Origin of the sequence: Amycolatopsis sp. lyj-84, assembly GCF_046549075.1 — a bacterium.
Lineage (GTDB): Bacteria > Actinomycetota > Actinomycetes > Mycobacteriales > Pseudonocardiaceae > Amycolatopsis.
Genome location: NZ_JAJPWO010000016.1, coordinates 37,040 through 59,958 on the forward strand (window position 1 = coordinate 37,040; position 22,919 = coordinate 59,958).

At 68.9% G+C, this 22,919-nt stretch carries 23 protein-coding genes; 12 read left to right on the forward strand and 11 right to left on the reverse strand.

What is annotated here, in order from left to right; all coding sequences use genetic code 11:
* Positions 1 to 34 precede the first annotated feature (34 nt).
* Positions 35 to 850: a metallophosphoesterase family protein gene (locus ACLJRM_RS36235; protein ID WP_101610885.1), complete on the forward strand. Its 816-nt coding sequence runs from the start codon at positions 35 to 37 to the stop codon at positions 848 to 850.
* 99 nt (positions 851 to 949) lie between these two features.
* On the opposite strand, the gene ACLJRM_RS36240 is transcribed toward ACLJRM_RS36235, so the two are convergent.
* Both ACLJRM_RS36240 and ACLJRM_RS36245 read right to left on the reverse strand, forming a co-directional pair.
* Complete coding sequence (locus tag ACLJRM_RS36240) at positions 950 to 1,324, reverse strand: YccF domain-containing protein (protein WP_410665640.1); 375 nt, start codon at positions 1,322 to 1,324, stop codon at positions 950 to 952.
* Complete coding sequence (locus tag ACLJRM_RS36245; RefSeq protein WP_101613539.1) at positions 1,324 to 2,085, reverse strand: PhzF family phenazine biosynthesis protein; 762 nt, start codon at positions 2,083 to 2,085, stop codon at positions 1,324 to 1,326. The genes ACLJRM_RS36240 and ACLJRM_RS36245 overlap by 1 nt, the downstream gene beginning before the upstream one ends.
* 139 nt (positions 2,086 to 2,224) lie before the next feature.
* Between ACLJRM_RS36245 and ACLJRM_RS36250 the strand changes: the two genes are divergently transcribed.
* The 3 genes from ACLJRM_RS36250 to ACLJRM_RS36260 all read left to right on the forward strand — a co-directional run bounded on the left by ACLJRM_RS36250 (position 2,225) and on the right by ACLJRM_RS36260 (position 6,273).
* Positions 2,225 to 3,883, forward strand: a complete 1,659-nt coding sequence (locus ACLJRM_RS36250; protein WP_101610883.1) for an AMP-binding protein — start codon at positions 2,225 to 2,227, stop codon at positions 3,881 to 3,883.
* Positions 3,884 to 3,985: 102 nt separating this feature from the next.
* Positions 3,986 to 5,137, forward strand: coding sequence for a hypothetical protein (locus ACLJRM_RS36255; protein ID WP_410665641.1), 1,152 nt, complete (start codon positions 3,986 to 3,988; stop codon positions 5,135 to 5,137).
* A 2-nt stretch (positions 5,138 to 5,139) separates the two neighbouring features.
* Complete coding sequence (locus ACLJRM_RS36260) at positions 5,140 to 6,273, forward strand: hypothetical protein (RefSeq protein ID WP_410665642.1); 1,134 nt, start codon at positions 5,140 to 5,142, stop codon at positions 6,271 to 6,273.
* 86 nt (positions 6,274 to 6,359) lie between these two features.
* Here ACLJRM_RS36260 and ACLJRM_RS36265 read toward each other — a convergent pair whose 3' ends face one another.
* Together ACLJRM_RS36265 and ACLJRM_RS36270 are read right to left on the reverse strand one after the other, a co-directional pair.
* Positions 6,360 to 7,331: a R2-like ligand-binding oxidase gene (locus ACLJRM_RS36265; RefSeq protein WP_410600180.1), complete on the reverse strand. Its 972-nt coding sequence runs from the start codon at positions 7,329 to 7,331 to the stop codon at positions 6,360 to 6,362.
* Positions 7,332 to 7,346: 15 nt separating this feature from the next.
* Entirely contained in the window at positions 7,347 to 7,958 is a 612-nt protein-coding gene (locus tag ACLJRM_RS36270) for a TetR/AcrR family transcriptional regulator (protein ID WP_174720467.1), read from the reverse strand.
* A gap of 95 nt (positions 7,959 to 8,053) precedes the next feature.
* Here ACLJRM_RS36270 and ACLJRM_RS36275 point away from each other — a divergent pair, with 95 nt between their 5' ends.
* The gene (locus ACLJRM_RS36275; RefSeq protein ID WP_101613537.1) at positions 8,054 to 8,707 is read left to right on the forward strand and encodes an HAD family hydrolase; all 654 of its coding nucleotides are present in this window, start codon (positions 8,054 to 8,056) and stop codon (positions 8,705 to 8,707) included.
* Here the strand turns inward: ACLJRM_RS36275 and ACLJRM_RS36280 are convergent.
* Positions 8,643 to 8,888 (reverse strand): hypothetical protein, encoded by a 246-nt coding sequence (locus tag ACLJRM_RS36280; RefSeq protein WP_101610879.1) that lies wholly within the window; start codon positions 8,886 to 8,888, stop codon positions 8,643 to 8,645. The genes ACLJRM_RS36275 and ACLJRM_RS36280 overlap by 65 nt on opposite strands.
* A gap of 132 nt (positions 8,889 to 9,020) precedes the next feature.
* Here ACLJRM_RS36280 and ACLJRM_RS36285 point away from each other — a divergent pair, with 132 nt between their 5' ends.
* Entirely contained in the window at positions 9,021 to 9,407 is a 387-nt protein-coding gene (locus ACLJRM_RS36285; protein WP_101610878.1) for a cold-shock protein, read from the forward strand.
* 84 nt (positions 9,408 to 9,491) lie between these two features.
* Here the strand turns inward: ACLJRM_RS36285 and ACLJRM_RS36290 are convergent, their stop codons facing one another.
* The 3 genes from ACLJRM_RS36290 to ACLJRM_RS36300 are packed head-to-tail and all read right to left on the reverse strand — an operon-like array spanning position 9,492 to position 12,738.
* Positions 9,492 to 9,956, reverse strand: coding sequence for a DUF2771 family protein (locus ACLJRM_RS36290; RefSeq protein ID WP_101610877.1), 465 nt, complete (start codon positions 9,954 to 9,956; stop codon positions 9,492 to 9,494).
* A 28-nt stretch (positions 9,957 to 9,984) separates the two neighbouring features.
* A complete protein-coding gene (locus tag ACLJRM_RS36295; protein ID WP_101610876.1) occupies positions 9,985 to 11,922 on the reverse strand; it encodes an MFS transporter in 1,938 nt (645 codons plus the stop codon).
* Between the two features lie 51 nt (positions 11,923 to 11,973).
* Positions 11,974 to 12,738, reverse strand: a complete 765-nt coding sequence (locus tag ACLJRM_RS36300; protein ID WP_410665643.1) for a glutaminyl-peptide cyclotransferase — start codon at positions 12,736 to 12,738, stop codon at positions 11,974 to 11,976.
* Positions 12,739 to 12,787: 49 nt separating this feature from the next.
* Between ACLJRM_RS36300 and ACLJRM_RS36305 the strand changes: the two genes are divergently transcribed.
* Together ACLJRM_RS36305 and ACLJRM_RS36310 are read left to right on the forward strand one after the other, a co-directional pair.
* Entirely contained in the window at positions 12,788 to 13,768 is a 981-nt protein-coding gene (locus tag ACLJRM_RS36305; protein WP_410665644.1) for a DUF3027 domain-containing protein, read from the forward strand.
* Positions 13,758 to 16,568, forward strand: coding sequence for a sacsin N-terminal ATP-binding-like domain-containing protein (locus ACLJRM_RS36310; RefSeq protein ID WP_410665645.1), 2,811 nt, complete (start codon positions 13,758 to 13,760; stop codon positions 16,566 to 16,568). The genes ACLJRM_RS36305 and ACLJRM_RS36310 overlap by 11 nt, the downstream gene beginning before the upstream one ends.
* A gap of 294 nt (positions 16,569 to 16,862) precedes the next feature.
* Here the strand turns inward: ACLJRM_RS36310 and ACLJRM_RS36315 are convergent, their stop codons facing one another.
* On the reverse strand, positions 16,863 to 17,090 hold the full coding sequence (locus ACLJRM_RS36315; RefSeq protein WP_101610871.1) for a DUF2530 domain-containing protein: 228 nt from the start codon (positions 17,088 to 17,090) through the stop codon (positions 16,863 to 16,865).
* An 80-nt stretch (positions 17,091 to 17,170) separates the two neighbouring features.
* Here ACLJRM_RS36315 and ACLJRM_RS36320 point away from each other — a divergent pair, with 80 nt between their 5' ends.
* The 4 genes from ACLJRM_RS36320 (at position 17,171) to ACLJRM_RS36335 (ending at position 20,928) form a co-directional block, all read left to right on the forward strand.
* Positions 17,171 to 18,628 carry an NCS2 family permease gene (locus tag ACLJRM_RS36320; RefSeq protein WP_410665646.1) on the forward strand — a complete coding sequence of 486 codons (1,458 nt, stop codon included), beginning with the start codon at positions 17,171 to 17,173 and terminating at the stop codon, positions 18,626 to 18,628.
* Positions 18,629 to 18,695: 67 nt separating this feature from the next.
* Positions 18,696 to 19,127, forward strand: a complete 432-nt coding sequence (locus ACLJRM_RS36325; RefSeq protein WP_101610869.1) for a MarR family winged helix-turn-helix transcriptional regulator — start codon at positions 18,696 to 18,698, stop codon at positions 19,125 to 19,127.
* A gap of 107 nt (positions 19,128 to 19,234) precedes the next feature.
* Positions 19,235 to 20,494 carry an MFS transporter gene (locus ACLJRM_RS36330; RefSeq protein ID WP_101610868.1) on the forward strand — a complete coding sequence of 420 codons (1,260 nt, stop codon included), beginning with the start codon at positions 19,235 to 19,237 and terminating at the stop codon, positions 20,492 to 20,494.
* Positions 20,491 to 20,928, forward strand: coding sequence for a hypothetical protein (locus tag ACLJRM_RS36335; RefSeq protein WP_410600190.1), 438 nt, complete (start codon positions 20,491 to 20,493; stop codon positions 20,926 to 20,928). Before ACLJRM_RS36330 ends, ACLJRM_RS36335 begins: the two co-directional genes overlap by 4 nt.
* Here ACLJRM_RS36335 and ACLJRM_RS36340 read toward each other — a convergent pair.
* Positions 20,925 to 21,941 (reverse strand): hypothetical protein, encoded by a 1,017-nt coding sequence (locus tag ACLJRM_RS36340; RefSeq protein ID WP_410665647.1) that lies wholly within the window; start codon positions 21,939 to 21,941, stop codon positions 20,925 to 20,927. The genes ACLJRM_RS36335 and ACLJRM_RS36340 overlap by 4 nt on opposite strands.
* Positions 21,942 to 22,132: 191 nt before the next feature.
* Positions 22,133 to 22,636: a hypothetical protein gene (locus tag ACLJRM_RS36345; protein ID WP_410665648.1), complete on the reverse strand. Its 504-nt coding sequence runs from the start codon at positions 22,634 to 22,636 to the stop codon at positions 22,133 to 22,135.
* Positions 22,637 to 22,919: the final 283 nt, after the last annotated feature.

The following is a 22,919-nucleotide window of genomic DNA, read 5'->3' on the forward strand; positions in this document are numbered from 1 at the left end:
GGCGATGGCGGACGGAGGGATTATCGTCACAGAGATGCACGACGATCAGCCTCCGTCCCCGACCTATGTGGTCGGTGACGTGCACGGACACCGGGACGAGCTGGCCGGGGCGCTCCGGGAAAAGGGGCTGCTCGACGCCGACGACGACTGGGCCGGCGGTGAAGCGACCCTGTGGTTCCTCGGCGACTTCGTCGACCGGGGGCCCGACGGCGTCGGCGTCATCGACCTGGTGATGCGGCTGGAGCGCCAGGCCGCCAAGGCGGGCGGCCACTGCGGGACGCTGCTGGGCAACCACGAGATCCTGTTGCTCGGGATGTACCACTTCGGCGACACGGAGGTGCCGTCCGACTTCGGGCCGCGCAGCTTCGCCCGCAGCTGGGAGATCAACGGCGGGCTGCTCGCCGACCAGGACAGGCTCACGCCGCAGCACATCGAATGGCTGACCTCGCGCCCGATGCTGACGCTGGCCGCGGACCACCTGCTGATGCACTCGGACACCCTCGAGTACCTCGACTGGGGTGCCGACATCGACGGGATCAACGCGCGCGGCCGCGAGATCCTCGAAGGCAGCGACATCCAGGCCTGGTGGGACGTGTGGCGGCGGATGACCACGCGCTACGCCTTCCGCGGCCCGGAAGGCGCCGACGTCGCGCAACAGCTGATGGACCGGCTCGGCGGCGAGCGGATCGTGCACGGGCACAGCGTCATCGCCGACCAGCTCGGCATCCACCCCGCGCAGATCGAGGGGCCTTATCTCTACGCGGGCGGGAAGGCGCTGGGGATCGACGGCGGGCTGTTCGTCGGCGGGCCCTGCCTGATCATCCCGCTGCCGTGGGAGCCCGAGGACTGAACTTTACGGACGCTGCGCCCCTGGTCCCGCGTGCTATGAAAGGCCCGTTACTTGCAAAATTTGCAAGTAACGGGCCTTTCATAGCGTGTGCGGGCCGCGCTACGGGAGTTCCACGATCTCCTTGCCGAGCGGCATCAGCGAAACCGGGATCATCTTGAAGTTCGCCACGCCCAGCGGGATCCCGATGATCGTGATGCACAGCGCGACGCCGGTCAGCACGTGCCCGATCGCGAGCCACAGCCCGGCGAAGATGAACCAGATGACGTTGCCGATCGTCGACGCCGCCCCGGCGTCACGCCGGTCGACGACCGTGCGGCCGAACGGCCACAGCGCGTAGGCCGCGATCCGGAACGACGCCAGCCCGAACGGGATGGTGACGATCAGGATGCAGCAGATGACGCCGGCGACGACGTAGCCGAGGGCCATCCACAGGCCGCACAGCACGAGCCAGATGACGTTCAGGATCAGGCGCATCAGACGTGCAACTCCCCACTGGCCACGGTGACCGCCTGCCCCGAGAGCAGGACGCGGTCACCTTCGAGACTCATCCGGACGATGCCACCGCGAGCCGAGGCCTGCTCGCCGACGAGGTTGTCCCGGCCGAGGCGCGCGGCCCAGTACGGCGCGAGGACACAGTGCGCGGAGCCGGTGACCGGGTCCTCGTCGATGCCGACGCCCGGCGCGAAGAACCGGGTGACGAAGTCGACCCCGTCGACGTCGCCAGGGGCGGTGACCATCAGCCGTCCGGTCCAGTGCGCGCGCAGCGCGGCCAGGTCCGGGGCGAGCGAACGGACCACCGAAGCCTTGTCCACCACCGCGAACAGGTTCTGGTGACTGCGCCCGACGTACTCGACGGAGACGCCCGGCAGGATCGAGGACAGGTCGTCGTCGGATTCGCGGGGCGGATCCGACGGGAAGTCCATCGACACCCAGCCGTCTTCGGCGCGGCAGCGCAGTTCGCCGCTTCTCGTCGTGAAGGTCTGTTCGCCGCCGAGGACGTGCGTGGTCGCCAGCGTCGCGTGCCCGCACAGGTCGACCTCGGTCTCCGGCGTGAACCAGCGAAGCGACTTCGGACCTTCGCCGCGGACCTCGACGAAGGCCGTCTCGGCGTGCTTCAATTCGGCCGCGACGGACTGCATCCAGCCCGCGTCGCCCGGCGAGTCCAAAAGCACGACTCCGGCCGAGTTACCGGCGAAGGCCTCGGAGGTGAACGCGTCGACGATGTAGAGGCGCATGTCCTCGACGATATCGGGCATCCGGGAACCCGGCCTCCGGGTTTCCCCCGAGGTGTCGCGGGTCTCCACTTGCAGGTGGCCCAGGTCACCGGGGCTTTCTAGACTCGACGCGTCGATGCCGCCGAACGCAGGAGTCTCCATGTCCGACGCCCCCGCCCTACCGAGCTACGCATCGGGAATCTCGGCCACCCCGCTGCTGGGGGACACCATCGGCGACAACTTCGATCGCACCGTCGCCGCCTTCGGCGACCGGGACGCGCTGGTCGACCGGGCGGCGGGGAAACGCTGGACGTACACCGAACTCGCCGCCGACGTGGACGCGCTCGCCCTCGGGCTGCTGGATCTCGGCATCGCGAAGGGCGACCGTGTCGGCATCTGGTCGCCGAACCGCGCGGAGTGGACGCTCACCCAGTACGCGACAGCGAAGCTCGGCGCGATCCTGGTCAACATCAACCCGGCGTACCGCTCGCACGAACTCGAGTACGTGCTGAACCAGGCCGGGATCAAGCTGATCGTGGCCGCGAACTCGTTCAAGACCTCCGACTACGCGGGCATGATCGCCGAGGCGGGGCCGAAATGCCCGGCGCTGGAACACGTCGTGCTGCTCGACAGCCCGGCGTGGCCGTCACTGCTGGAGATCGGCGGCAAGGCCGACCGTGCGCTCTTGATCGAACGTCAGAGGGCGCTTTCCGCGGACGACCCGATCAACATCCAGTACACCTCCGGCACCACGGGTTTCCCCAAGGGCGCCACGCTCAGCCACCACAACATCCTCAACAACGGCTACTTCGTCGGCGAACTCTGCAACTACACCGAAGCCGACAAGGTGTGCATCCCCGTGCCCTTCTACCACTGTTTCGGCATGGTGATGGGCAATCTCGCGGCGACGACCCACGGGGCCTGCATGGTCATCCCGGCGCCCGCGTTCGAGCCGAAGGCCACCCTCGAAGCCGTCGCGGCCGAGAAATGCACGTCCCTGTACGGGGTTCCGACGATGTTCATCGCCGAACTGGCCGACCCGGACTTCGATTCCCACGACCTTTCCTCGCTGCGCACCGGGATCATGGCGGGTTCGCCTTGCCCGGTCGAGGTGATGAAGCAGGTCATCGACCGGATGGGCATGGCGGAGGTGTCGATCTGCTACGGCATGACCGAGACGTCGCCGGTGTCCACGCAGACCCGCGCGGACGATTCGGTGGAGCGGCGCGTGTCGACCGTCGGCCGTGTCGGTCCGCATCTGGAGGTCAAGGTCGTCGATCCGGAGACGGGGCTGACCGTGCCGCGTGGCGAGCCGGGCGAATTCTGCACGCGCGGCTACTCGGTGATGCTCGGTTACTGGGAGCAGGCCGACAAGACGGCCGAGGCGATCGACGCGGCACGGTGGATGCACACCGGCGACCTCGCGATCATGGACGCCGACGGGTACGTCAACATCACCGGCCGGATCAAGGACATGGTCATCCGCGGCGGCGAAAACCTGTACCCGCGCGAGATCGAGGAGTTCCTCTACACCCATCCGGACGTCCTCGACGCGCAGGTCATCGGCGTCCCCGACGCGAAGTACGGCGAGGAACTGATGGCGTGGGTGCGGATGCGCGAGGGCGCGACGCCACTGACCGCCGAAACGATGCGGGAGTTCTGCGAGGGGAAGCTGGCGCGCTACAAGATCCCGCGGTACGTCCACGTCGTCGAGGAGTTCCCGATGACGGTGACCGGGAAGGTGCGCAAGGTCGAGATGCGCGAAGAGTCGATCAGCATCCTCGGTCTGGAAACGGCGGCCGTCACGAAGCACGCCTGACAAGTTGACACTTAGGGGCAACCTGTCACATTCCTGATGCGTGTCCCCTGTGCGGCGGAAAGCCTCGCAAGGCGCGGGGCGTGGGGGCCGTGTAGGGGAACCATGTCCATCAAACGGAGTACGAGAGTTCTCGCACTGGCCGGGTCGCTGGCGGCATTGCCGTTCATGCTGCCCGGGGTGGCGGCCGCGGATCCCGCGATCGCCCCAGTCGACCTCGGCACGCTGCCGGGCGACCTGTTCAGCGAAGTCAACGCGATCAACGACCACGGGGTCATGGTCGGTTCGTCGACCCCGCTCGAACCGCAGATCAAGCACCACGCGACGAGGTGGGACGCGCAGGGCCGGATCACCGCGCTGGCCGGCCTCGGCGGCGAACAGAGCGAGGCCAACGACGTCAACGAGCACGGGGTCGCCGTCGGCTGGGCGCACAAGGACCCGGCGCGGAACCAGACGGCCGTGAAGTGGGCACCGGACGGGGCGGTCACCGCGCTGCCTTCCTTGCCGGGCGGGGATTACGCCTACGCGAACGAGATCAGCGGCACCGGCGTCGTCGTCGGTACCGGGAACGGCGCGGACGGGAAGGCCCACGCTCTGCGCTGGAACGCGGACGGGACCGTCGTGGCGCTCGGCGACCTGGACGGGGACTACGGAAGCGCGCTGTGGATCACCCGGGACGGCCGGACCATCGGGGGGACGGCGACCGACGCGGCCGGACGGAACCACGCCGTGCGCTGGAATTCCGAAGGGGTGATCACCGATCTCTCGCCGGGGATCGCCGACAGCACGCCGGAAGACATGAACGACAACGGCGTCATCGTCGGAAGTGCTCGTCTCAGTGGGGATCCGAAGCCCGTGCGCTGGGAGCAGGACGGGCGGACGACCTGGCTGGAGCACCCGGAGATCTGGCCGGCCTGGGCGAGCGCGGTCAACGACGCCGGTGTCGCCGCGGGCGGCGGTTACCAGGTCTTCGGCACGACGAACCCGGCCCGGTGGGACGGCACCGGCGCTCGGACGACGCTGTCGACCGAGCGCGGGCTGGGGAACGACATCGACAGTGCCGGAACCGTCGTCGGCCTGGAGAACGAGATCGCGGCCAAGTGGGACGCCTCGGGAACGCGCACGGTCCTCGGCGCGCTGCCGGGCGGCACCTATAGCAACGCCACCCACATCGCCGCGAACGGTGTGATCGCCGGGATCTCGTACAACGAAGAAGGCCGCTCGCACGCCGTCTACTGGCCCAATACACAGGGGTGAACATGTTCGTGCAACGGGGTAAACGTCTACTCGTCATGGCCGCGGTCGCCGTGGCTCTTCCGTTCTCCCTCCCCGCGGTGGCGACCGCGGCGACGGGCCCGATCGAACTCGGCATCGTGCCGGGTACCAACGACACTTCGGTGACGGCGATCGGTGACCGTGGACAGCTGATCGGGCAGTCCTGCGCCAACTCGCCGCACTCGCACTCGTGCGTCGCGGTGAAATGGGACAAGGCGGGCCGGGTCACCCGGCTGGAGCCCTTGCCCGGCGGGTTCGCGGAGGCGAAAGCGGTCAACGCGACCGGGATGATCGTCGGTGCGTCGAATCTGCGGGCCGTGCGCTGGGCCCTGGACGGTTCGATCACCCAGCTGTCCTCGCCGCCGGGCGGCTCGACCTCGGAGGCGACCGGGATCAGCTCGACCGGCGTCGTCGTCGGTTCGGGTAAAGCCGGCGACGATCGTCAACGCGGCTTGCGCTGGGACTCGTCCGGAAACGTCACGGTGCTCGCCGCCCCGCCGTTGGAGGGGGCCTACTACGCGAGCGCGATCACCCGTGACGGGAGGTTCATCGCCGGGCGGCTCTACGGGGCGGACGGCAGCACCCGGGTGCTGCGCTGGGACGCCACCGGCGCGGTCACCATGCTCGGCCCGGCGGCCGTGCAGAGCTGGTTCCGCGATCTGAACGCCTCCGGTGAGCTCGTCGGCGACACCGTGATCAACGACCGGCACACGGCGGTGAAGTGGACCGCCGACGGCACCATGATCCAACTCGGCGGGCCGGACTCCTATGGCACGAGTGTGCTGGCGCTCAACGGTTCCGGGGTCTCGGTCGGCAGGGGGTACGTCGCCACCCCGGCCGGTTCCCTCGACGTCGCGGTGCGATGGGCCGCCGACGGGACGATGACCCGGCTGTCCGATCTCAACGGTCAGGCCGAGGACATCGACGGGCAGGGCCGGATCGTCGGCCGTGCGGGGAACGCCGCGCTGTGGGACGCGAACGGCGTGAAGACCGACCTCGGAACGTTGCCGGGCGGCGGTTTCAGCCGGGCGCAGCTGATCGGTCTCGACGGGACGATCGCGGGCGGCGCGGTCACCGCGGGCGGTGACTGGCACGCGGTCTACTGGCCCGCGAGGTAGGAGCTGAAGGACGCTTTCCCCGCATGCGATGCGGGGAAAGCGCCCTTCGCCGCGTGAGACGCGGGCAAAGGCCCCTTCAGCTCTCGTTAGGCCGCGGTGTTGGCGGCGGCCGCGGCGATCGCCTTCGCGTCTTCTTCGCCGAAGGTCTCTTCGAGGTTCTCCGGCGAGTAGTCCAGATCGATCTGCTCCACCGGCATCCCGCGCGCGGACTCGATCGCGCCGAGGCGCCGCTGCGCCCGATCCGCCGCGTACTGGATGATCTCCTCCGGATCGTTGTCGAACGGGACCTCGTCGAACTGGTCCTGCACCCACTGGATCATGTTGAGCGCGTGGGGAAGCAGCTCGCCCATCCGCTGCTGCACCGCGTCCCACAGCGAGTCGTCCGCGGCGACGTGACGGCGGCAGGTGAAGGTGCCCCAGGCCATGTGGCGGCGTTCGTCGTCGCCGATGCGGCGCACCAGTTCCTGCATCCCCGGCAGGATGTCGTACTGCGTGCAGATCAACTGCCACGAGTAGTACCCGGTCAGCGCGAGACTGCCTTCGATGACGTGGTTGTAGGTGACGCTCGCGCGGATCTGGTTGAGCGGACTGGGATCCTCCTCCAGCGCGCGTAGTGACTGCGGCAGCTCTTCGTAGAAAAGCTTGCGGTAGTGCGGATTCTCCGCGACGTAGGGATGCAGGTCCTCGGTCAGCCCGACGGCGTCCATCCAGCGACGGAAGACTTCGGTGTGCTTGGCCTCTTCGAAACAGAACTGCGTCAGGTACATCTCGTCGCCGAAGCGGCCTGTCGCGGACATCGCCCGCATGAACGGCTGGATGTCTTCGGTGACCGCCTCTTCCCCCGCGATGAACTGCGCCACCAGGTAGGTCGTCGATCGCTTCTGGTCCGCGTTGAGCGTGTCCCAGCCTTCGCGCTCACGCGAGAAGTCGATGTCGGCGGGGTTCCAGAACTTGTTGTTTCCCTTGACGAACAGCCGCAGCGGGAACGAGTCCCAGTTCAGCCCGCCCTTGCGCAATGAGGAAAAACCGGTCCGCAGTTCGGAAAGCGTATCGGTCATGACGTACCCTTCGTGTCACTCCATTGTGGACGAAACGGTGGTCAGCGCCCGGATCGCGGGCGCCAGCACGGCGACGACGGAGGCCGCCGCCTCGTCGGCCGAATGGGTCGGCATGACGAGATGGGACAGGGAAAGCCGCACGACGGTCTCCGCCAGCAGCGCGGCGGAACGTGCCGAAAGGGCCGGTTCGAACTCGCGGTACTGCTCGGCCGCGACCTCGGTGGCGGCGGTCAGGATCGGCTCGCCCTTGGTGGTGAGAAGGGGAAGCAGGTCCTCGCCGGCTTCAGTGCCCAGCGTCGTGGCGACGAGCCGGTTCTCCCGGGCGTGCTCGATCGTGTAGACGACGGCCTCGCGGATCCCGTCGAGGAGATCCTGCGCGTGCTGGACGCGCAGCCGGATGCCCTCCAGGAACTCCGAAGTCGTCCGGAGCACGACGGCTTGGGCGAGCGCGGCCTTGTTGCCGAACTCGTTGTAGACGGTCTGCCTGCTCACTCCGGCGTGCGCGGCGACGTCCGCCATCCGCAGTGCCGTGAAACCGCGCTCGGCGAGCAGTTCGGTGGCGGCGTCGAGCAGCGCCTCCCGCAGAGAGGCCTTGGTCCGATCGGAGAAGCTCGTGATCTCGCCCACATTCCCAGCTTGACACAGATCGAGCCCATGTCAACGGCGTTGACGATTGTCCGGCCGGTGTAAATCAGTGGGTGGTGGCCGCTACCGTGGCGGACGTGGGCATCACCGTGGGGTTCGACCTCGACATGACACTGATCGATCCGCGGCCGGGCATGGTCGCGGTGATGAACGCGCTCGGCGTGGAGTCCGGCCTGCCGCTGGACGGGGAGTTCTTCGCGGCCAACCTCGGCCCGCCCCTCGACGACAGCCTGCGCGGCTTCGGGGCACCGGAGGAGCGCATCCCGGAGCTGGTGACCCGGTTCCGGGCGATGTACCCGGAGACCGTCGTTCCGGTGACGATCGCGCTGCCCGGGGCGGCCGAGGCGCTGCACGCGGTCCGTGAGGCAGGCGGGCGCACCGTCGTCGTCACCGGCAAATACGCGCCCAACGCGAAACTCCACCTGGACGCCCTCGGCTTCGAGGTCGACGTCCTGGTCGGGGAGCTGTGGTCGACGCAGAAGGCCGCCGCGCTCACCGAGCACGGCGCCAGTGTCTACGTCGGGGACCACGTCGGCGACGTCCGCGGCGCGCTGGCGGCGGGCGCGGTACCCGTCGGGGTCACGACGGGCCCGTGCACCAAGGCCGAGCTGCTCGAGGAAGGGGCCGACGTGGTGTTCGACTCGCTGACCGAGTTCGCCGGCTGGTTCAGCTCTTTCGGCGGGCCTCGCGAACCAGCGCGATCAGACCGAGGGCCAGCCCCAGCGGAGTGACCACGCCCGCCGCGGCGGACAGCCACACCGGCAGGTTCTCCAGTCCGGCGGCGAACAGGACGAACACGGCTGTGACGGCGATCATGCCGATCGCGAACAGGCCGATGCCCACGCGCATGAGGATCGGTTTGCCGGGCTTTTCGGGGACGGCCACAGCGGCCTCCTTTACTGCGGTCTCCATGACGCAGAGGGTATCCGCCGGTATCCGCTTCTCCACAGGGCATGTGTCGAGATACGCTTATGGGACGCGCGCCCTGGGTACGCCCCCGGGCGCGTTCGTCGTGAGCAGGACAGCGAAGGACTGGTGAGGAAAGTGCCGACCGGCAAGGTCAAGTGGTACGACGCGGAGAAGGGTTTCGGTTTCGTCACCCAGGATGGGGGCGCCGACGTCTACATCCGCAAAGCCGCGCTGCCGCAGGGCGTCGAAGGGCTCAAGGCGGGCCAGCGCCTCGAGTTCGGTGTCGCCGACGGCCGCCGCGGCCCGCAAGCGCTCTCCGTCCGGCTGCTGGACCCGCCGCCCTCGGTCGCCGAGGCGCGCCGTCGTCCCGCCGAGGAGCTGCACGGGCTCATCGAGGACATGATCAAGCTGCTCGAGCTCAAGGCGCAGCCGGACCTGCGGCGCAACCGCTACCCCGACCGCAAGAACACCAAGCAGATCGCCGAGATCATGCGCGCCGTCGCCCGGGACCTCGATCCCTGATCCGGCGCGTTCTCAAGCGCTATGAAAGTCCCCTTCATTGCAAAATTTGCAATGAAGGGGACTTTCATAGCGCGCGCGAGGGGCTCAGACCGCCGGTGATTCGACCTGCAGCGACCAGATCGCCGTCGTGACCGCCTCGGCGTCCTCCGGACGCCCGGTCTGGCTGATCACCGAAGCCTGCGCGACCTCGACGACGAGGATCTGGTCGTCGGGCCGGGGCGTCGTCACGGTGTAGGCGAACCGGTCGAGCGACGTGATGATGTCCTGCTTCAGCTCCTGCGGCTCGCCCTGGGCGTTCACGTACTGCACCGTGACCTTCCACGGCGTTTCCGCGATCTGGCTCGGCACCGAGATCTGCACCGGCTTCCCCGGCCGGACGCGCAGCTTGCCCGCGGCGTCGGGCCGGGTGGTGCACTGGTCGCTCTTGACGTCGCAGGACGCCAGCGGGGCGACGTTCACCGTCTTCCCGTCGGCGAAGAAGGTCACCTCTTCGGGGCCGGGGGCCGAGCAACCGGCCACCACGAAACCACCCGCCGCGAGCAGGGCCAAAATACGAAGTCGCCGCATACGGTGAAGATTACGAGCTAGGCCGCCACCGGGAGTCACCGGCCTCCGAGGGGACGGGCGATTCGCTGGTCGGGTCCGGGCGCAGCGGGCGATCGCCGCCGAGGCCGGGGATCAGCGAGGTGCCGCGCCGGACCATGAACGTCTGCGTGAACCCGACGGCCAGCAGGATCGACAGCACCAGGAACCCGATCCAGTACGTCGGCGGCAGCAGCAGGCCGACGGCACCGCCGAAGCACCAGCACATCTGCAGCACGGTCTCCGACCGGCCGAACGCCGAAGCGCGGGACTCTTCCGGGAGGTCTTCCTGGATGACGGCGTCGAGGCTGATCTTCGCCAGCGCGCTCGCTGTCGCGCCGACGAGCGCGACGATGGCCGCCGTCGCCAGCCCGGCCGCCACGGTGGCGATGACCGACATGCCCAGGCACGCCCCGACGCAGGCCAGGATCACCTGATCCGGTTTGCCGAAGTGCAGCCGCGAGCCCAGCGCATTCCCGAGGAACCCGCCGGCACCGGCCGCGGCGCCGATGATGCCGAGCAGCAGCAGCTGGTTGAACGGGCTCTGCCCGCTGCCCTCGGTCTGCGCCTTCACCGCGAACGCGGAGAACATCATCAGGAACCCGGTCAGCACCCGGACGGAACCGTTGCCCCACAACGAGACGACGATCTGCCGCCCCATCGGCTGCCGCTGCTTCTTGACCCGCCGCTCCGGATGCGCCGACAGCGAAGCGGGCACCTCGCCCTCGGTCTTCTCGACCCACGACGGGATCCGCATCGACTGCACGGCGGCCGCGACGCAGATCAGCACGGTGAACCACAACGCACCCGCGGAACCCCAGATCGCGTTGACACCGCTCGCCAGCGCGCCGAACACACCGGCGGCGACCAGGCCGAACACGGTGAGCCGGGCGTTCGTCTTCGACAGGGTGATCTCGGGTGGCAGCACCCGAGGGGTCACCGCCGCCTTGAGCACGGTGAACGACTTCGACAGCACCATCATGCCCAGCGCCGCCGGGTACAGGAGCCAGTCGTCGAAGTGCAGCGCCATCACGACGGCCATCAACGCCTGACCGGCCGAGGACACGCACATCGCGAGCCTGCGGCCGCGCTGGATCTTGTCGAGTGCCGGGCCGATCACCGGCGCGACCAGCGCGAACGGGGCGATCGTGATGAGCAGGTAGAGCGCGACCTTGCCCTTGCTCTCCCCGCTGGTGGCGGCGAAGAAGAGGGTGTTGGCCAGCGCGATCGCCATCGCGGCGTCGCTGGCGTAGTTCAGCATCACCGCGTACGTCAGCGAAGTCAGGCCCGATTTGTCGGCGCCATCCGCTTTCGTCGCGCGCTGGAAGGCGCCGACGGCCTGCCCGGTGAGCTGACGGCTACGCATCGCCGCGACCCGGGTGACCGTGATCTTCTTCGGCATCTTCGGCAGGGAACCCGCGCGCGGCGGGACCGCGGTCGTCGGGTTCTCGTGCGGATGCTCCGGTGCTTCATGCGGTTCGCCCGCGTAGCCGCCCGTGTCGTAGTGCTCGTATTCGCCGCTGCCCGGCGCGTGATCGTCGTAGAACCCGCCGGGACGACGCCGGACGGGTTCGGTCTGCCGCTGTGAAGGATCCGGGTACGGCCGCGCGCCGCGAGGAGGCGTTTGTGGTGGTGGCGGCGGTGTCCGGGGCGGAGGCGGCGGTGGCTGGTGGTGTCCCATCGGGATCGCGCCGGTGCGCGCCTCGTCGGCGGTCGGCCCGGCCGGATGCGGCTGGTACTGGGGCTGGGGACGGGCCGGGCGCGGCGGGACCGGCTGCTGGTCGACCCTGGTCGGCGGCGGCGCGGACCAGCTGCGCGCCTGGGTGGCGCCGGGCTCCGGCGTCCACTTCCGCTTGCTCTTGCGGCCGCGCTCCTTGCCCGACCGGCCGGAACGCGTGCCGTCGGGTCCAGAGTTCGAGCCGAAGATTCCCACCAGTCAATCCTGCCTTACGCGGGACCCGCCGCGCGCGTTCACCACTGCTTTCTAGGCGGCGGGGACGAACTTCACCCTGAACATCTTGGGCCAGAGCTTGCCGGTGATCAGGAATTCGTCCGTTCCCGGCACCGCCGCGATGCCGTTGAGGACGTCGGCGGAGCCCCTCTCGCCCGCCTCGAGCATCCCCGCCGCGTCGATCTCGCCGGTCACCCGCCCCGACGAGGCGTCGATCCGCAGGATCCGCTCGGTCTGCCAGACGTTCGCGTACACCGAGTTACCGACGCACTCCAGTTCGTTCAGCTGGTCGCGCCCGACGTCGACGCTGCCTGTCGGAGCGAAGGACGTTGGGTCGCGAAAGGTCAGCTTCGACGAGCCGTCGCTCATCACCAGCCGCCCGTCTTGGTGGCACAGGCCCCAGCCTTCGCCTGTGTAGTTCACGCGCCTGAGCTCGGCCAGGGTCTTGGCGTCGCGTTCGATCGCGACACCGTCCTTCCAGGTGATCTGCCACGCCGTCGGTCCGAGCACGGTGATGCCCTCGCCGAACAGCCCGGGCAGTTCCTGCCGGACCGACGGCGCCGCGCCCGCCGGTCCGGCCCGCATCGACGACTTTCCGACCAGGCCGGTCCCCTCGTACAGCGTCTCTCCGGAGAACTCGAGCCCCTGGGTGAAGGCGGCCGGGTCATGGGGCAAGGACGAGAGCACCCGCACCTTGAGTTTCTCGGGCGCGGGCGGGGCGGCGTCGCTCACCGGCGCGGCGGCACAGCCACCGAGGACGGCGGCCAGCAGGAGCGAGGTGGTCATCAGCGTGCGCACGCGGACAGCCTGACACGGACCTCGATATCGCGTGCGGCAGAATGGGGGCATGACCCTGCTGTTGACCCTGGACGACGGCTCTATCCAGCGCAAACTCGCCGAGGCGGTCGATCTGGCCCGCGCGGCGGTGCTGGAGGACGCCGGTGCCGAACTGGTCGGCGCGCACGTCGGCGTCGATCGGGAGGACGCGGTTTCCGCGAGTCACCTGTTCGAGGCGACCGTGACGGGTTATCGGGGCTGGCGCTGGTCGGTGACGGTCGCGCTCGCCGGTGACGAAGAACCGATCACGGTCAGCGAGGTCGTGCTCATCCCGGGTCCGGACGCGCGCGTCGCCCCGGCGTGGGTGCCGTGGGATCGCCGCGTGCAGGCGGGCGACCTCGGCGTCGGCGACATCTTCCCGGTGGAGAAGGACGATCCGCGGCTCGCCCCGGCGTACCTCGAGTCCGACGACCCCGCGGTCGAAGCCGTCGCCAAGGAGACCGGCCTCGGCCGGGTCCACGTGCTGTCCCGGCACGGCAGGCTCGACGCCGCCGCCCGCTGGCACGACGGCGAATTCGGCCCGCGGTCGGATATGGCGCGCAGCGCGCCCGACGTCTGCGGAAGCTGCGGCTTTTTCGTGTCGCTCGCGGGCTCGCTCAGCGCGGCCTTCGGCGCTTGCACCAATGACATCTCCCCGGCGGACGGTCACGTCGTCGACGTCGCCTACGGCTGCGGCGCGCACTCCGAGATCGAGGTCGAGGTGACCTCGTCGGTGCCGGTGGCGGAACTGGTCTACGACGACTCGCTGGTCGACTTCGAGCCCGCGCCCGAGGCGCCTGCCGAGCCCGAGCCCGCTGAGGCCGAGCCTGAGCCCGTCGCGGCCGAGGTAGCTGAAGCCGAGGTCGCTGAAGCCGAGGCCACGGTCGTCGACGAGTCCGAGGCACCGGTGGTCGAGGTGCCCGAGACCGCCGAGGTCCAGCCGGAGGTCGAACCCGAGGCAGCCGCCCAGTCCGCCGAGGCGGAGACCACCGAAAGCCCCAGTGAGCACTGACCCGTTCGGCACCGAGCGGTTACGCGCCGCCGTCCTGCGCGCGTGGGCGGATTCGCCGACGCGGTTCACCGAGGACACCAACACCGAGAACGACCTGCGCGTCGGCGGCTACCGTGACCGGTTGTTCGTCGAACTGGCGCAGAACGCCGCCGACGCCGCGCTCGCGGCCGGTGAACGCGGAACGTTTCGGATGTCCGTTGTGGACGGTGAGCTGAGGTTCGCCAACACGGGTGCTCCGCTGGATACCCGGGGCGTTGAATCCCTTGCCTCCCTTCGTGCTTCCGGGAAAGGCGACGAGACCGTCGGCCGGTTCGGCGTCGGATTCGCCGCCGTGCTCACGGTTTCCGCCGAACCGCGGATCGTTTCGGCGACCGGCGGGGTCGCGTTCTCCGCGGAGCGCACCCGGGCCGAGGCCGGTCGCACCGGCGACGTCCCCGTGCTCCGGCTTCCGTGGCCGGTCCAGGACGGCGAGCCTCCTGTGCCCGAAGGCTTCGCCACCGAGGTCCGGCTTCCGGTGCGCGAGGGTGTCGACATCTCCGCGCTGCTGGCGGATCTGAAGGACGACATCGGCGACCTGCTGCTCACGCTGTCCTGGCTGGAGTGCATCGAGGTCGACGGCGGGGTGTGGCGCCGCACCGATCTCGGCGACGGCGTCGTCGAACTCTCGGCGCCGGACGGTTCCGCCGACCACTGGCAGGTTCATCGCGGCGACGTCGTCTGGGCGGTCCCGCTGGACGGAGCCGGTTCGCCGCGTCCGCTCGGCGAAGACGTCCTGCACGCGCCGACCCCCACCGACGACGAGCTTTCCCTGCCCGCGAGGCTGATCGCGACGCTCCCGATCGAGCCGTCCCGGCGTCGCGCGCTGCCGGGGCCGGAGCTGACGGCGGCCTTGAAGAACGCCGCGCGGGAGTACGTCGATCTCGTCTGTTCCTTGCCTGGCAAGGAGCGCCTGTTGCTCGTGCCCGGTGCGGGCTTCCCGCGTTCCACTGTGGACGGAACGCTGCGGGAGTCCATTCTGGAGAACCTCGCCGATCTTCCCTGGCTTCCGGCGCAGGAAGGCGACGACCTGCCGGGCAGGCGGGCGCGGGTGCTTTCGGTCGACGTGCCGGGTCTCGCGCCGCTGCTGGCCGATGTCGTGCCCGGGCTGATCTCACTGTCCGGTGTGGACCTTCGTGCCGTCGGCGCCCAGGCGCTTTCGCCCGCCGAGGCCATCGAGCGGCTGACCGGGGTCCAGCGCGAACCCTCGTGGTGGCACTCGCTTTACGACGTGCTGCTCCCGGCGCTCGAAGCGCACGATCTCACCAAGGACGATCTCGGCGCCTTGCCGGTGCCGATGTCGGACGGCCGCACCCTGCCCGGCGTGCGCGACGCGCTGCTCGTCGGCGGATCGGCGGAACTGCTCGAACTCCTGTCCGATGTGGATATTCTCGGACTCCGGCTCGTGCACCCGGTCGCGGCGCATCCGTTGCTGGAACGCTTGGGCGCCAAGCACGCCGAGGCAGGTGACCTGCTCGAAGCCGACGCGCTGAGCGCCGCCGTCGAACGCAGCGTCGAGGACGTCCGGTCCGGTTTGGACGGTATGGCGCTCGCGGGCGCGGTGCTCCACCTGATCGCCGAGGTCGGCGACGAAGCTCCCGGCTGGGCGAGCGCACTGGCCCTGCCGGGCGAAGACGGCTGGCGGCGCGCGGACGAACTCGTCCTGCCCACGTCTCCGCTGGGCGACATCTTCGACCCCGAGGTGTTCGAAGAAGACGGCGCCTTGTCCGTGCTGGACGAGGAATTCGCCGAAGACTGGCCGGTGACCACGCTCGTCGCGGTCGGGGTGCTCGACACCTTCGCGATCATCGCCGACGACGATCCGCTGGAGCCCGAACACGGCCTGCCCGACGAGCACGACTGGTGGGACTCGCGGGAACGCCCGCCGTCCCGCGTGCTCGGCGTGCGCGATCTCGATCTCGTCGCCGACGACGCCTGGCCGGAGGCGCTGCGCCTGCTCGCGTCGCGCCCCGAAACCTGGCGTGCCCTCACCGAACCCGGTGGGCACACCGGCTGGTGGCTCGCGCGGTACGCGCTGCTGGACGGGCACGCGCCGCTCGACTGGCGGATGCCGGAAGCCGCCGTGCTGGCCGGGCTCTACGACGTCGTCCCGGATTCGGGGCTGAGCAAGGAGATCCTGCTCGCCGCCGGAGTCCGGACCGAGCTGGGCACCGAGGTCGAAGACGTCGAGGACCTCTTGGAGAGGCTGGGCGATCCCGAGCGCACGGTGAGCCCTGGGCTCGCCGCCCGGGCGCACGCGGCGCTCGCGGAAGCGGCGGTGGACGTCGAAGCGCCGGACCGTGTCCGGGTCGCGGACGGTTCGGCCGCCGACGCTCGCGACGCCGTCGTCCTCGACGTGCCGTGGTTCGCCGCCGTGCTGGCGCCGGCGCGGATCGTCGTCTCGGACAGTGGCGCCGGTGCGCTGGCGGAGTTGCTGGACCTGCCGGTGGCGAGCGGTCTCGACGCCAAGGTCGCCGAAGACGGCGAGTACGTGCCGTGGACGGAACTTTCCGCGCTCCGGGTGGCCGCCGAGCAGCTGGGCGTCGAACCGCCCGAGGGCGGAGTGCTGCTGCACGAGGCGCTGACGGTGGCCTTCGAGGACGCGGAGCACGAGGTCGCCTGGTGGTCCGACGGCAGGCTGCACGCCGCCGACACCCCCGAAGGCCTCGCGCGGGCGTTCGCCTGGGCCACGGACCGGTGGGCCGACCGGCGCGTCCTCACGGCCCTGCTCGAAGACCCTTCACCCTCGGCACTCCTGAACTGACGCGTTTCGTCCTCTGGTTGCGGTAGTCGCACACGCAAGTACCGCATCCAGAGGACGAAATGCGGGAATCTCAGAGGAGTTGGGCGCGAAAACGTAGTAAAAGGTACGGCAACGTGTCGTGTTGCCGCACTCGCCCGCGCTCCGGCTTCCCGATGTCGCGAAAGCCACTTTCGGGACACCAGGCGTCCCGAAAGTGGCTTTCACGACACCCGCCGGCCGGTGGGGAGGTGTTGTGAGAGCTACTTTCACAACCCTCCCGCGAGGCTGCCCCTGCTCTCGGCAGCGGCGGGCGTCTCAGAGGCGTTGGGCGCTTTTCGAGCCCCGGCGGGCGGCGGCGCGCTGCCAGGCGATGATCGCGAGGCCGATGAAGCCGAGCACGAGGCCGGAGAACGCCGTCTGCACCCAGATGCCGTCGGTCACAAAGAACAGGACCACGGTCGCGACGGCCCACAGCGAGGTACCTACGATCACGACCGGCGTCAGGTCGGTCAGCCGCTTCGGCAGTTCCGGCGTTGGCCGCAATGAACCGTTTACTTCCCCGGAATTGATCGATTCGCCCACGTGGGGAAGGGTACCCGGCAACGGGCGAAGGGTGGTACGCGATGGCGGAGCAGCGCACCCGGTCCACACTGGACCGGTATTTCAAGATCAGCGAGCGCGGCTCGACACCGGGACGTGAGGTCCGCGGCGGGATCGTCACCTTCTTCACGATGGCGTACATCGTCGTCCTCAACCCGCTGATCATCGGCAGCTTCGCCGCGGACGACGCGGGCGCGCACAAGGACGTCCTCGGCAACATCCTCCCCGTGCCGCAGGTCGCCGCGGTGACCGCGCTGGTCGCCGGGGTGCTGACGATCATCATGGGGCTGGTCGCGAACTACCCGTTCGCCATCGCCACCGGCCTCGGCATCAACAGCCTGATCGCGGTCACCTTCGCCTCCCAGATGAGCTGGCCCGAGGCGATGGGCCTGGTGGTGATCGAGGGCCTGGTCATCGTCCTGCTGGTCTTCGCCGGGATCCGCACGGCGGTGTTCAACGCCGTGCCGCCACCGCTGAAATCCGCGATCGCGGTCGGCATCGGCCTGTTCATCTGCCTGATCGGCCTGGTCGACGCGGGGTTCGTCCGGCGCGTCCCCGACGACGCGAAGACCACCGTGCCGGTCGGGCTGGGCATCAACGGCTCGATCGCTTCGTGGCCGACAGTGGTGTTCGTCGTCGGCCTGCTGCTGACCGGCATCCTGGTCGCGAAGCGGGTCAAGGGCGCCATCCTGATCGGTGTCCTCGCCTCGACCGTGCTGGCGATCGTCATCGAGGCGATCACGAAGGTCGGTCCGTCCAAGGGCGTCAACCCGCAGGGCTGGAACCTCGGCTACCCGGCGCTGCCGGACCAGGTCCTCGGGCTGCCGGACCTCTCCCTGGTCGGCGACATCTCCTTCGGCGCCTGGACGCGGCTGCCGATCATCACCGTCGTCCTGCTGGTGTTCACCCTGGTGCTGGCCGACTTCTTCGACACCATGGGCTCGATGACCGGACTGGCCAAGGAAGCCGATCTCCTGCCCGCGGACGGCAAGCTCCCGAACGTCGGCAAGGCCCTGTTCGTCGACGGCACCGCCGCGGTGGCGGGTGGCTTCGCGTCGTCGAGTTCGAACACCGTCTTCGTCGAATCCGCGTCCGGTATCGCCGAGGGTGCCAGGACCGGGCTCGCGAACGTCGTCACCGGCGTGCTCTTCATCGCGGCCATGTTCCTGACCCCGCTCTACCAGGTGGTCCCGGTCGAGGCCGCGGCTCCGGCGCTGGTCGTCGTCGGCGTGCTGATGATGAGCCAGGTCAAGGAGATCGACTTCTCCGACTTCACCGTCGCCCTGCCCGCTTTCCTGACCATCGTGGTCATGCCGTTCACCTACTCGATCGCGAACGGCATCGGGGCGGGCTTCGTCAGCTTCGTCGTCCTCCGCGCCGTCACCGGCAAGGCGAAGGGCATCCACCCGCTGATGTGGGGCATCGCGGTGATGTTCCTGGCCTACTTCGCCGTCGGCCCCATTCAGGCAGCGTTCAGCTGACCTGCGGTTTTGTCGCCCGTGGTCGATCTCACGGGCCAGTGATCCGATCGTGAGGTAAGCTAACTATATGTCCGGAGACACGCACGAGCGCTCACTGGCGAGCCGCCTGCGTCTCGCGGTGGTGCGGCTCAATCGCCGGCTACGGGCCCAGCGCGCCGGTGACGGCATCTCGCTGACACAGGTGTCCGCGCTGTCCACGCTGCACAAATGCGGTGCGCTGACCCCAGGCCAGCTCGCCGCGAAGGAAGGCGTCCAGCCGCCCTCGATGACGAGGGTGATCGCCGCGCTCGAGGAGATGGATTACGTCGAGCGCAGGCCGCATCCGACCGACGGCCGTCAGGCGATCGTCGAGTTGTCGGATCGCGGGCGGTCCTACGTGGTCGAGCAGATCACCGCGCGGGAGATCTGGCTGGACAAGCAATTGGCGGAGTTGAGCGCGGAGGAACGCGAAGTGCTCTCTCGCGCCGCCGAGATCATCGACAGGATGGCGGGGAACTAACAGCGGTGACGACCACGGGTAGCGAAACACAGTGTCCTTCCAAGACCGCCGCTACCCGGGAACCCGCTCCGCCGCCACCTCCCGCGCGCGAAAAACCGCGCGGGAGCATGTTCTCGTCGCTGAAGGTGCGGAACTACCGGCTCTTCTTCACCGGCCAGGTCATCTCGAACATCGGCACCTGGATGCAGCGCATCGCGCAGGACTGGCTGGTGTTCACCCTCAGCGGCAACGACCCGATCGCGCTCGGCATCGCGGTCGCGCTGCAGTTCGCGCCGACGCTGTTCCTCTCGCTGTGGGCCGGGGTGCTCGCCGACCGCGTCGACAAGCGACGGCTCCTGATCGGCATCCAGATCGCCGTGCTGGCACAGGCCGTCGTCCTCGGCGCACTCGATCTGAGCGGTATCGCGGCTCTGTGGCACGTGTATCTCCTCTGCTTCACTCTCGGCATCACCGCGTCGCTGGAAGTGCCCGCGCGGCAGTCGTTCGTCGCCGAGATGGTCGGCAGGGACAAGGTCACCAACGCCGTCGCGCTCAACTCCTCGATCTTCAACATGGCCCGGATCGTCGGCCCGGCCATCGCGGGCTTCGCGATCACCTGGGTCGGCACCGGCTGGCTGTTCATGGCGAACGCGGTGAGCACGGGCGCCGTCATCGCCGCGCTGGTGATGATGAACCCCGACAAGCTCTTCCGCGGCCCGGCCATCCCGCGTGAGAAGGGCCAACTGGTCGAGGGGCTGCGGTACGTCCGGCGGCGCAGCGACCTGATGACCGTGATGGTGCTGGTGTTCTTCGTGAGCACCTTCGGCATCACGTACTTCACCTCGCTGCCGATCGTCGCCGCGAACGTCTTCCACACCAACGCCGACGGCTACGGCCTCCTGTCGACTCTGGTCGCCGTCGGCACCTTCACCGGCGCGCTGATGTCGGCCCGCCGCAACACCCGCGGCGGTCCCCGCGTGCGGCTGCTGCTGATCTCGGCGTTCCTGCTCGGCGCGTTCGAGGTGGTCACCGCGTTCATGCCGACGTACCTGACCTTCGGCCTCGCGCTGATCCCGCTCGGCTTCGCCACGATCACCTTCCTCAACACCGCGAACGCGCTGGTGCAGACCGCCGTCAGCCCGGAGATGCGCGGCCGCGTGATGGGCCTCTACGTGCTGGTGCTGATCGGCGGGAACCCCATCGGCGGCCCGATGACCGGCTGGATGGCCGACGCCTTCGGCGGCCGCTCGCCGTTCTACATCGGCGGTGCGATCTCCGCGCTCGCCGCGGTAGTGTGCGCCGTCGTGCTGATCCGGCGCGGTGGGGTGAGTTTGCCGGTGCGGCGGTTCGGAAACGGGCTGCGCGTGCTGAAGAGGGAGCGGGTGTGAACAAACTCGGTGTCGAACCGTCGGTGACCCGCTGGAACGACGGCGAGGCCCGGTTCCTGGACTGGACGATCGACGGTGTCGCGCTGCGCTCGATCGTCCCCGTGCAGGAGCGGACGCCGTTGTCCCTGGACGGGGACCTGTGGCGCGAGTCGGCGGTCGCGACGCTTTGCCGCCTGCTCGGCGATCTACCGGGCGATTTCGACGACGGCCGGGTCGCGTTGCTGTTCTGCCCGCTGTGCGGCGATCTCGGCTGTGGCGGCTACAGCGTCGAGGTCGTCTTCGGCGATGACTGGGTCGAGTGGCGGGGTTTCGGCTGGCAGTACGACTACGAGCCTTTCGACCCCGCTCAGGAGTTCGCCTTCGCCGTGGCCAGGTTCGATCGGAAGGCGTACGAGACCCTGCTCCGCGACCTCCTGTCGAACTACCGGGCCTAGCGCCCGAGGAGCGGGGGCACCATCTTTTCGGCGAGCGCCGTGAGATCGCCGGTGCCCTTGAACTTCAGCGTCTGCCCGCCCGGGTCGTTGGTGAGCTGCACGATGACGGATCCGTCGTCGACCTGCGCGGGCAGCCCCGCGACGCTCGTGGTCGGGCGGACGAGCGAGGACAGCTCGCTGTAGTCCGCGGTCACCCCGTTCAGCTCGCAGGCGGCGAAGAAGGTCGGTTTCGCGTTGTCGGCCGGTACCCCGAGCGCGCGGCCGAGTTCCCCGCACAGCAGCCAGGAGACCACCGGGAGCGGCTGGTCCTTGATCGGGCCGGGTTCGCGTTTCTCCAGCGGGATCTCGCCGTCTTCGCCGATTTTCGGCAACGCCGGCCCCGGCGGTGTCACCCCCGCGATCAGCGCCTCGGCGAGCGCTTTCGCCTTGCCCTCGGTCTCGGGATTCTTGATGGCCCTGCCGCGGAGGGAGACGCGCAGCACCGGCGAGGCGCCGTTGTGCGGCGCGACCTCGACCAGCTCGACGCTCAGGCTGGTGCCTTCCTTGTCGGTGGCGATGACCGCGACCTTGCCGGCGACGGTGGTCCTCGTCGGCAGGCCCCGGCTCGTGTCCTTGGGCAACTCGGGGATCATCTGCGCGCTGACGTCGAGTTCCGCGGTGACCGCGTGACAGGCCCCGCCCGCCTCCCGCAGCGTGCGGCCGCCGAGGATCTCCTCCCAGCGTTGCTCCGGGATCGCCTGGCAGAGCACCTGCGCGCCGGTGTCGTCCGTCAGTGCGGTCACCATCTCGCCCGTCGGCATCGGGACCGGGCGGAGCGCCTGCCCGGATTTGGACGGCCAAACCTCCGGCAGTTCGGCTCCGGTGCCGGGCTCGTCCTTGTTCAGCACGGTGATCGCGACGGCGATGGCGACGCCGGACAGCAGCAGGACGCTCGTCAGCGCGCAGCCCGCCCAGATCCACATCGGACGGTCGGTCTTGCGCGCGATGCTGCGGTAGTCGTTCCCGGTGGCCACGGGGAGAAGCTAGCCCGTCGGGCGCCCGCTGTCCGGCGAAACGCCAACCCGATGGGTGGATGGGGTGAGTGAGGTTGAGGTAGACTTCGATCAGCGCCGGTTACTAAACCGGTGAAGTGGACCCGGCAGCCTTCCGGACGGTGGGTGGGCCGGGTTTCGCGTATCCGGACCTCAGAGGGTTCTGACCTCCTTCACCATTTCTCTCGCCCGGGTCTTCCAATGGCCCCCACGCTGCCAGCACCACGCGAGCGCGTCCGGGATGGCGAGTAGTGGTTCCTCGAACGCGCGTAGGTGCCGGTACTCGAGAACGTCTTGGCATCCGTGCTGCCGGACGGATCGGTAGAGCGTCTTCCGGTCCAGCTCCACATCGACTCGTCGCTTTCCAGCACGAGCATTCTTGTGCCGGCTTCGGCGAGGTCCTCGACCAGCACGTCAAGACAGACTTCACGCTGACGTCGCCGACGATGCGCCGAGGCGTCGTAGATCCTCACTGTGGGCTCGAGCTCTGCGATCGTGTCCAGAATGCGTTTGCGGCGCCCGTCGTTCTCGTGGGTGAAATGCAGACGGCGTTGACCTGGCAGCACCAGACTTCGCATGGCGCGCCGGGCGGACGTGAGGTCGCCTGAGAGCAGTGCGGCGGCCGTCACCAAGTAGCCGCCTTCCTTGCTCTCGTCGACGAACACGTGGTTGATCATCCGGTCATTGTTCCGGAGTGGTCCGACAAGAAGATCATCGGCCGAGTGCGCTTTTCTTGAGAATGCGCAAGAAGCGGCAATTCCTGGCTGGGCTCCGTGAAGGACTCCTTCACTACCTTGAGGGCCAGGGTCTCGGCAAAGTCGGCTATCCGCTGGTCGCAGAGGTGACGGAGTGGGCTCGTCACCCGTGGCCTGACACGCTCCTCGAATGTCCACTGAGGACAGTCTTGGCACATTTTTGCCCGATTTGGGTGGTTTACGGGGTGGTCGTGAGTGGTAAGTG